The organism is Paracoccus binzhouensis, from assembly GCF_016446475.1.
GTDB classification, from domain to species: domain Bacteria; phylum Pseudomonadota; class Alphaproteobacteria; order Rhodobacterales; family Rhodobacteraceae; genus Paracoccus; species Paracoccus binzhouensis.
The window spans coordinates 36,946-45,256 of record NZ_JAEHFP010000021.1; the positions used below are offsets into that span (position 1 = coordinate 36,946).

The following is an 8,311-nucleotide window of genomic DNA, read 5'->3' on the forward strand; positions in this document are numbered from 1 at the left end:
GCCGCCGAAAGCCGTTTTCCCCGGCCGGAAGAGATATGTTAAGGAGAAGGTCATGAACAAGCCGCTGATGGCCAAGGCCACCGCCGTCTGGCTGGTCGACAACACGACGCTGAGCTTCAAGCAGATCGCCGATTTCTGCGGTATGCACGAGCTGGAGGTGCAGGGCATCGCCGATGGCGACGTGGCCGCCGGCGTCAAGGGATTCGACCCGATCGCCTCGAACCAGCTCGACGCCGCCGAGATCGAGAAGGGCCAGAAGAATCCGCTCTACAAGCTGAAGCTCAAGCACAATCCTGCCGCCGAGGGCGAGGAGAAGCGCCGCGGCCCGCGCTACACGCCGCTGTCCAAGCGCCAGGACCGGCCCGCCGCCATCCTGTGGCTGGTCAAGTTCCATCCCGAGCTGGCCGATGCGCAGATCTCGAAGCTGGTCGGCACCACCAAGCCGACCATCGCCTCGATCCGCGACCGCACGCATTGGAACATCCAGAACATCCAGCCCATCGACCCGGTGGCGCTGGGGCTGTGCCGCCAGTCCGAGCTGGACGCCGCCGTGCAGAAGGCCGCCAAGCGCAAGGCCGCCGAGGGCGGGGCGATGACCGATGACGAGCGCCGCAAGCTTCTGTCCACGGAAACCTCGCTGGCCATGCCGGACGAGCCGCGCCTGCCCAGTTCGATCGCCGGGCTGGAGAATTTCAGCCTCAGCAAGAACGACGACAAGCCCGACCAGGACGACGGCCTGGATGCGGACAGCTTCTTCAACCTGCCCGACGCGGACGACGACGAGGACGACCGCCGCTGATCGCGAAAACCCCGGAGCCAGGCTCCGGGGTTTCTTCCTGGCCGGTCAGATCGACAGGCAGATGTATTTCATCTCGAGGTAGTCCTCGATGCCGTGGCGCGAGCCCTCGCGGCCGAGGCCGGATTGCTTGACGCCGCCGAAGGGCGCCACCTCGGTCGAGATGATGCCGGTGTTCACCCCGACGATGCCGTATTCCAGCGCCTCCTGCACGCGGGTGATGCGGCCGATGTCGCGGGCATAGAAATAGGAGGCGAGGCCGAAGATCGTGGCATTGGCGCGCGCGACCGCCTCCTCTTCGGTCTCGAACTTGAACAGCGGCGCCAGCGGGCCGAAGGTCTCTTCGGTCGCCACCTTCATCTTGTCGGTGATGCCGGTCACGACCGTCGGGTCGAAGAACAGCCCGTCGCGCGGCTTGCCGCCGGTGACGACGGTGGCGCCACCCTCCACCGCGTCCTGGATATGTTCCCGGACCTTTTCGACCGCGTCCCGGTTGATCAGCGGGCCGGTGGTCACGCCTTCCTCCAGCCCGTCGCCGACGCGCAGCTTGTCCACCGCCGCCGCCAGCCTTCTGGCGAATTCGTCATAAACGCCGGCCTGGACATAGATGCGGTTGGCGCAGACGCAGGTCTGGCCGTTGTTGCGGAATTTCGAGGCCATGGCGCCCTCGACCGCCGCGTCCAGGTCGGCATCGTCGAAGACGATGAAGGGCGCGTTGCCGCCCAGCTCCATCGAGCATTTCAGCACCTGGTCGGCGGCCTGGCGCAGCAGGATGCGGCCGACCTCGGTCGAGCCGGTGAAGGTCAGCTTGCGGATCAGCGGGTTCTCGCAGAACTCCTTGCCGATGTCCGAGGCGCGCGACGAGGTGACGATGCTGAACAGTCCCTTGGGCACGCCCGCGCGCTCGGCCAGCACCGCCAGCGCCAGCGCCGAAAGCGGCGTTTCGGCGGCGGGGCGGCCGACGAAGCCGCAGCCGGCGGCGATGGCCGGGCCGCATTTGCGGGTGATCATGGCGTTGGGGAAGTTCCAGGGCGTGATCGAGCCGACCACGCCGATCGGCTGGCGGATCACCGTCAGGCGCTTGTCGGGCTGGTGGCCGGGAATGGTCTCGCCATAGATGCGCTTGGCCTCCTCGCCGAACCATTCGATGAAGCTGGCGCCATAGGCGATCTCGCCCTTGGCCTCGGGCAGCGGCTTGCCCTGTTCGGCGGTCAGGATGCGGCCCAGGTCGTCCTGGTTCTCGATCATCAGGTCGAACCATTTGCGCATGACCTGGGCGCGCTCCTTGGCGGTGCGGGCGGCCCAGCCCTTCATCGCCTCGGCCGCGGCGGCGATGGCGCGGGCGACCTCGGCCCGGGACAGGTCCGCGACCTCGGCGATCACGTCGCCGCGGGCCGGGTTCACCACCGGGAAGGTCTTGCCGTCGTCGGCGTTCACCCACTCGCCGGCGACATAGGCGCGGGTCTCCAGCAGCGAGGGGTCTTTCAGCAGCATCTTCAGCTCGGTCGCAGGCTTGTTCATGGCGGGGCTCCTTCCAGTCCGGTCGCGTTGCAGGCTTGCGCTTTTGCCCGGGCAACGCAAGCCACAGCTTCGCCGCCGCCCAGAGTCGAGAAATCGTGATGAACCCGCCCGGGTTTTCCGGCGTTGCCTCCTTATCGTCAGGTTTTCCCTCTTGGCGTGTGTGACCGGGACGGCGCCTCTCTCTCTCGAGCGCCGTCCCATTTTCGGCCCCGGCAATTCCTCAGCCCGCGCCCCAGCAGGGCTGCAGGTCGCCCGGCCGCGGGCGGGCCGCGTGGACGCCGCGCGCGATGGCGCGGGCCAGCGTGCAGGCGGCGGCGTGGCCCAGCTGGAAGGGCGTCAGCGCCGGATCGGGCAGCGGCTTCGCGCCGGTCGAGGCGGCAAAGACCAGATCGCCGTCGAAGGGCGTATGGCTGGGCACGATGGCGCGGGCCATGCCGTCCTGCGCCGCCGTGGCCAGCCGGGTCAGCCCGGCCTTGTCGAGCGCCGCGTCGGTCGCGACGATGGCGATGGTCGTCGCCTCGCCCAGCCGCTTCATGGGGCTCGGCTCATGCGCGGCGGGGTAGGGACCGGACAGGCCCAGCCCGCCGAACTCGCCCCCAAGCTCCCACGGTGCGGCCCAGAACTGCCGGGACTCGCCCGCCGTCACCGATCCCAGCGCGTTCACCACCACCAGCGCCCCCAGGGTGATGCCGCTTTCCAGCACCGCCGAGGCCGAACCCAGCCCGCCCTTCCAGTGCCGTGTCATGACGCCGGTGCCCGCTCCCTCGCTGCCAAGCGCGAAATCCGCCGATGCGGCGTCCAGCGCCGCACGGCCGAGCGCAGGATAGGGGTTCGTCTGCCAATCCTTGTCGCCGCCGTTCAGCAGGTCGAAGACGATGGCGCCGGGCACGATGGGCACGCGCACCGGGCCGACCGGAAAGCCCCGGCCCATGGCGCGCAACCCGTCCGAGACGCCGTCGCAGGCGGCAAGCCCGAAGGCCGAGCCGCCCGACAGCACCAGCGCATCCACCCCGCCGACCAGCTTGTCGGGGGCCAGCAGCTCGGTCTCGCGCGTGCCGGGGGCGCCACCCATGACGTTGACGCCGCAGGCGAAGGCGGCCTCGCCCAGCAGCACCGTCGTGCCCGAGCGCAGTGCGTCGTCGCGGGCATTGCCGACCCGCAGGCCGGAAACATCGGTGATCAGGTTTCGCGGTCCGGGACGCATCGGGGCCTCATGCAAGCGGGGTCGGCCCGCAGTCTGCACGACGCCCCCCGTTGCCCGCAACCCGCGGCCGCATTCCGGCGTTGCAGGACGGGACCGCCGCGCCTACCTAAGGCGGCAGGACATGCGAAAGGACGCAACCATGAATGCCCCCATCCACAGGATATTCGGCCGGCCGCTGGATGCCGAAATACCGAAAGGCTACGATCAGGCGATCTTCGGCATGGGCTGTTACTGGGGCGTCGAGCGGCTGTTCTGGCAGCAGGAGGGCGTCTGGCTGACCGAGGTCGGCTTTGCCGGCGGCACCGCCGAAAATCCCAGCTACAAGCAGGTCTGCGCCGGCGGCACCGGCCATGCCGAGGTGGTGCGCGTGGTCTATGACAGCTCGCGCGTCAGCTATGAGCGGCTGTTGCAGATCTTCTGGGAAAACCACGATCCGACGCAGGGCAACCGCCAGGGGAACGATGTCGGCTCGCAATACCGCTCGCTCATCATGGTGTTCAACGACAGCCAGAAGGCGGCGGCAGAGCTCAGCAAGGCCGATTACGGCAACCGGCTGGCGGTGCAGGGCTATCCCGACATCACCACGCAGATCATCCCCGCCGCGCCGTTCTGGCGGGCCGAGGACGACCACCAGCAATATCTCGACCGCTATCCCGATGGCTATTGCGGCTTGCGCGGCACGGGTGTCAAAGCCCCCCTGACCGATACAGCCGAGGGATACTGAATGCCGACCTGGACCGCGCTGACCCATACCACCGGCCACGAGGCGGCCGAGGCGCTTGCCGAGGCGGGCGAGGAACTGACCCCCGAGCCCGTCGGCACCGGCGTTTTCGAGATCGAGGACGGCTCGAACCGCTGGGAGGTGGGGCTCTACTTCACCGAGGCCCCCGACGATGTGGCCCTGGCGCTGCTGGCCGCGGCCTGGGGCGCCGAGCCTTTCGCGGTCTCGGAACTGCCCGAGGTGGACTGGGTGGCCCATGTCCGGCGCGAGCTTTCGCCGGTCGAGGCCGGGCGCTTCTTCGTCCATGGCGGCCATGACGCCGACAAGGTGCCCGAAGGCGCCGAGGCGCTGCTGATCGAGGCGGCCATGGCCTTCGGCACCGGCCATCACGCCACGACCAAGGGTTGCCTGCTGGCGCTGGACCGGATGATCGCCGAGGGCGCCGAGCCGCAGCGCATCGTCGATATCGGCTGCGGCACCGCGGTGCTGGCCATGGCGGCGGCGCGGTCCTTCCCGGTGATGGTGCTGGCCGGCGACATCGACCCGCAGGCGGTGGACGTGGCGCGCGCCAATGTCATCGCCAACGGGCTGGACGGCCGCGTCGAATGCGTCGAGGCGGTGGGATTCGACCATCCGCTGATCGAGAACGCGGCGCCCTTCGACCTGGTCTTCGCCAATATCCTGAAGCAGCCGCTGATCGACCTGGTGCCGGACATGGTGCGCCACGTCGCGCCGGGCGGCAGGGCGATCCTGTCGGGCATCCTGGCCACCCAGGCCGAGGAGGTGATCGCGGCCTATGCGGCGGGCGGGCTGGCGCTGGAGCGGCGCGACGACTTCGGCGAATGGTCGACCCTGGTCGTCAGGCGCGGCTGAGTGCCGGAAGCACCCGCGGAAAATACTGAAGGCGGCCTTGCGGGCCGCCTGGTCGTCTTGCCCCTCCGGGCCGGGAAAAGGTCTGCCTCGGGGTTTCCGCGCAGCCGTTTTCGCGTCTTCAACCGCTGTTTAGCGGGCGCGCGCAATCCGTTCGATATCGCCGCGGCACAGACCGATATCGTCCAGCTCGCGATCCGAAAGACGGCTCAGCGCGTTTTTCGTCACGCGCGCATCGTTCCAGGCCGACAGGGCCGCCCAGATCTTCGAGCCAATACCGAGAGAGCCCGCCCCGCCATGGATGCGGTTCGTGTCAATCGCCGACATAGTTTTTCACCTTGAGATCATTGCCCGCTCATCGGGCGCTTCGTTGATGCACAGCATATAGGCTGGGCATTTTGCGAAAACCACGGACAAACCAGCATCTCTGCCATGCAGCGCGTGCATAAGGCGTAGGAATACTTAACTTTTTGCGGCAAGACGTCCTAACCGATGCTGCGGCGCAATATTCTCCTGCCGTGGGTCGGTTTGCTGCAGGAAGATTGCGCGATTCAGCCCGGTTCGCTCAACGCCAGTCGCCCAGTGCCGCCTGCCACAGCGCCAGTGACGCCACGGCAGCCGTGTCGGCGCGCAGGATCCGCGGCCCCAGCGCGATGCGCGTGACGCAATCCATGGCCGAAAGCCGCTTGCGTTCCGATTCGGACCAGCCGCCCTCGGGACCGATCAGAATCGCCCAGGGACCGCGCGGCAGGCCGGACAGAACCTGCGCCGGCCCCGCCAGCGCCTCGTCGGCCCAGAGGATGCACCGCCCGGCATCCCAGCCGTCCAGCAGCCGCGACAGCGGCACCAGCGCGGCGACCTCGGGGACGAAGGTGCCGCCGCATTGCTCGGCCGCCTCGACGGCATGGGCCTGCAGGCGGTCCTGGCGGATGCGCTCGGAATTGGTGTGGTCGGTCTGCACCGGCAGGATGCGGGCGGCGCCCATCTCGGCCGCCTTTTCCACGATGAAATCGGTGCGCGCCTTCTTGATCGGGGCAAAGACCAGCCACAGGTCCGGCGGGTCCAGCTGCGGCGCGGTCCGGCGCAGCGCCTCCAGCGCGCCGCCCCGCTTGGCGATGCGCTCGATCCGCGCCAGCCATTCGCCGTCGCGGCCGTTGAAGACCAGGATCTCGTCCCCGACACCCTGCCGCATGACCGAGGACAGGTAATGCGCCTGGTCGGGATTCAGCTCGACGCCTTGTCCCTCGGCCAGCGGGTGATCTATGAACAGTCTGATTTTCGCCATGATGGGGCGCAGCCTAATGCAGACCGACCGTCAGACGCCAGAGGGGCCGACGCCAGAGGGCCACAGCACCGTTGCCGACGCGCCGCCCGACAATTGGGTGGACCGCTACGCGCCGCCCGGCTGGAGGCCGTGGCTGCGCCTGTCCCGCGCCGACCGGCCGATCGGCACCTGGCTTCTGCTGCTGCCCTGCTGGTGGGGCATCGGGCTGGCGATGATCGCCGACCGGCCGGAATGGCGCGACCTGTGGATCGCGGTGGCCTGCGGCGTGGGCGCGGTGCTGATGCGCGGCGCCGGCTGCACCTGGAACGACATCACCGACCGCGACATCGACGACAAGGTGGCGCGCACCCGCTCGCGTCCCATCCCCTCGGGGCAGGTGACAGTCCGGGGCGCGATGGTCTGGCTGGTGGCGCAGGCGCTGGCCGGCTTCGCCATCCTGCTGACGCTGGGGGGCGCGGCCATCGCGCTGGGGGTCGCGTCGCTGGCGCTGGTCGCGATCTATCCCTTCGCCAAGCGGTTCACCTGGTGGCCGCAGGTCTTCCTGGGCCTGGCCTTCAACTGGGGCGCGCTGCTGGCCTGGGCGGCGCATATGGGCAACCTGGCCCCGGCGCCGGTGCTGGCCTATCTGGCGGGCATCGCCTGGACGGTCTTCTACGACACGATCTATGCCCACCAGGATGCCGAGGACGACGCGCTGATCGGCGTCAAGTCCACCGCCCGGCTGTTCGGGGCCGACACGCCGCGCTGGCTGGCGGGCTTCGGCATCGGCGCGGTGCTGCTCTTGGGGCTGGCGGTGCTGGCGGCGGCGCCGCAGGGCCTGGCGCTAATGCTGGGCCTGCTGGGCGTCGTCGGTTTTGCCGCGCATCTGGCCTGGCAGCTCTGGCGTTTCGACAGGACCGACAGCGCCGGTTGCCTGCGGCTGTTTCGCAGCAACCGCGATGCCGGGCTGGTGGTTGCGCTGTTTCTTGCCTTGGCCGGCCTGGTCTGATTGCGAAAATCCGCCGCAGGCATTACATGCGGCGGGTCGGAAACAGCCCGAAGGTTCCCCTGATGGCCAATCCCCAGCGATCCGCAGGGCGCCCCGCGCGCCGGGGTTCCCTTGTCGCAGCCAGCCTGATCGCCCTTGTCGCGGCCGGCGGCCTGTCCCTGTGGGGCGCCACCGCCGCCGCCGATTTCGTCGAGAGCCGGGCCGAGCGGGACGTCTCGGCGGCACTGGCCGATTACGACTGGGTGACGGTGCAGACCGACGGGCTGCAGGTGCAGCTGGGCGGCGTCGCCCCGGACGAGGTGCAGCGCTTCCGCGCCCGGGCCCGGGCGGAAACGGTGGTCGGTCCCGGCCGGGTGGTGGACGAGATGCAGGTGGCCGCCGCCGCCGCCCTGGCCACCCCGGCCTTCCAGGTCGAATTGCTGCGCAATGACGAGGGGATCTCGATCATCGGCTTGGTCCCGGCTGATCTGGACCGGGCAGCGCTGGTCGAGCGGCTGAAGCGCCAGACCGGCGTGACCCAGGTCGCCGACCTGATGGAGACCGCCGATTACCCGGTGCCCGAGGGCTGGGAGGAAGCCTTCGCCTTCGGCCTCAGGGCTGCGCAGCTGGCGGAGCAGGCCAAGGTCTCGGTGGCGGCGGGCAAGGTCTCGGTCCGCGCCGTCACCGGCAATCCCCGCGAAAAGCTGTCGCTGGAGGCGGCGCTGCAGCGCGCCCGGCCGGCAAGCGTGACGCTGCAGGCCGATATCACGGCGCCGCGGCCAGTGATCGCGCCCTTCACCCTGCGCTTCGTCAAGGATGCGGCCGGTGCGCGCTTCGACGCCTGCGCCGCCGATACCGGCAGCGCCCGCGACCGCATCCTGGCCGCCGGACGCGCGGCCGGGGTGCCCGGCGAGCCGCCTTGCCCGCTGGGCCTGGGCGCGCCCTCG

General features: G+C 69.4%; 9 protein-coding genes. 5 read left to right on the forward strand and 4 right to left on the reverse strand.

Annotated elements, in window-relative coordinates; translation table 11 throughout:
* The first annotated feature begins 52 nt into the window (after window positions 1-52).
* Window positions 53-799 (forward strand): DUF1013 domain-containing protein, encoded by a 747-nt coding sequence (locus I9P22_RS07605; protein ID WP_199258792.1) that lies wholly within the window; start codon window positions 53-55, stop codon window positions 797-799.
* A 45-nt stretch (window positions 800-844) separates the two neighbouring features.
* Here the strand turns inward: I9P22_RS07605 and I9P22_RS07610 are convergent, their stop codons facing one another.
* Together I9P22_RS07610 and I9P22_RS07615 are read right to left on the reverse strand one after the other, a co-directional pair.
* On the reverse strand, window positions 845-2,317 hold the full coding sequence (locus I9P22_RS07610) for an NAD-dependent succinate-semialdehyde dehydrogenase (RefSeq protein WP_199258794.1): 1,473 nt from the start codon (window positions 2,315-2,317) through the stop codon (window positions 845-847).
* 220 nt (window positions 2,318-2,537) lie between these two features.
* Window positions 2,538-3,521, reverse strand: a complete 984-nt coding sequence (locus I9P22_RS07615; RefSeq protein ID WP_199258796.1) for a P1 family peptidase — start codon at window positions 3,519-3,521, stop codon at window positions 2,538-2,540.
* A gap of 139 nt (window positions 3,522-3,660) precedes the next feature.
* Between I9P22_RS07615 and msrA the strand changes: the two genes are divergently transcribed.
* Window positions 3,661-4,245, forward strand: coding sequence for a peptide-methionine (S)-S-oxide reductase MsrA (gene msrA / locus I9P22_RS07620; RefSeq protein WP_199258797.1), 585 nt, complete (start codon window positions 3,661-3,663; stop codon window positions 4,243-4,245).
* Window positions 4,246-5,115, forward strand: a complete 870-nt coding sequence (locus I9P22_RS07625; protein WP_199258799.1) for a 50S ribosomal protein L11 methyltransferase — start codon at window positions 4,246-4,248, stop codon at window positions 5,113-5,115.
* A 129-nt stretch (window positions 5,116-5,244) separates the two neighbouring features.
* Here the strand turns inward: I9P22_RS07625 and I9P22_RS07630 are convergent, their stop codons facing one another.
* The gene (locus I9P22_RS07630; RefSeq protein ID WP_199258801.1) at window positions 5,245-5,439 is read right to left on the reverse strand and encodes a DUF1127 domain-containing protein; all 195 of its coding nucleotides are present in this window, start codon (window positions 5,437-5,439) and stop codon (window positions 5,245-5,247) included.
* 238 nt (window positions 5,440-5,677) lie between these two features.
* The gene (locus I9P22_RS07635) at window positions 5,678-6,397 is read right to left on the reverse strand and encodes a 16S rRNA (uracil(1498)-N(3))-methyltransferase (protein ID WP_199258803.1); all 720 of its coding nucleotides are present in this window, start codon (window positions 6,395-6,397) and stop codon (window positions 5,678-5,680) included.
* Between the two features lie 16 nt (window positions 6,398-6,413).
* Between I9P22_RS07635 and ubiA the strand changes: the two genes are divergently transcribed.
* Window positions 6,414-7,385 carry a 4-hydroxybenzoate octaprenyltransferase gene (ubiA, locus tag I9P22_RS07640; RefSeq protein ID WP_199258810.1) on the forward strand — a complete coding sequence of 324 codons (972 nt, stop codon included), beginning with the start codon at window positions 6,414-6,416 and terminating at the stop codon, window positions 7,383-7,385.
* A 62-nt stretch (window positions 7,386-7,447) separates the two neighbouring features.
* The coding region (locus tag I9P22_RS07645; RefSeq protein ID WP_233253273.1) for a BON domain-containing protein at window positions 7,448-8,311 on the forward strand (864 nt) is incomplete at its 3' end.

What these genes read in the sequence shown, in the direction of transcription:
- I9P22_RS07605 (WP_199258792.1), top strand. Translation starts at nt 53, where the DNA reads ATGAACAAGCCGCTGATGGCCAAGGCCACCGCCGTCTGGCTGGTCGAC.
- I9P22_RS07610 (WP_199258794.1), bottom strand. Translation starts at nt 2,317, where the DNA reads ATGAACAAGCCTGCGACCGAGCTGAAGATGCTGCTGAAAGACCCCTCG.
- I9P22_RS07615 (WP_199258796.1), bottom strand. Translation starts at nt 3,521, where the DNA reads ATGCGTCCCGGACCGCGAAACCTGATCACCGATGTTTCCGGCCTGCGG.
- msrA (WP_199258797.1), top strand. Translation starts at nt 3,661, where the DNA reads ATGAATGCCCCCATCCACAGGATATTCGGCCGGCCGCTGGATGCCGAA.
- I9P22_RS07625 (WP_199258799.1), top strand. Translation starts at nt 4,246, where the DNA reads ATGCCGACCTGGACCGCGCTGACCCATACCACCGGCCACGAGGCGGCC.
- I9P22_RS07630 (WP_199258801.1), bottom strand. Translation starts at nt 5,439, where the DNA reads ATGTCGGCGATTGACACGAACCGCATCCATGGCGGGGCGGGCTCTCTC.
- I9P22_RS07635 (WP_199258803.1), bottom strand. Translation starts at nt 6,397, where the DNA reads ATGGCGAAAATCAGACTGTTCATAGATCACCCGCTGGCCGAGGGACAA.
- ubiA (WP_199258810.1), top strand. Translation starts at nt 6,414, where the DNA reads ATGCAGACCGACCGTCAGACGCCAGAGGGGCCGACGCCAGAGGGCCAC.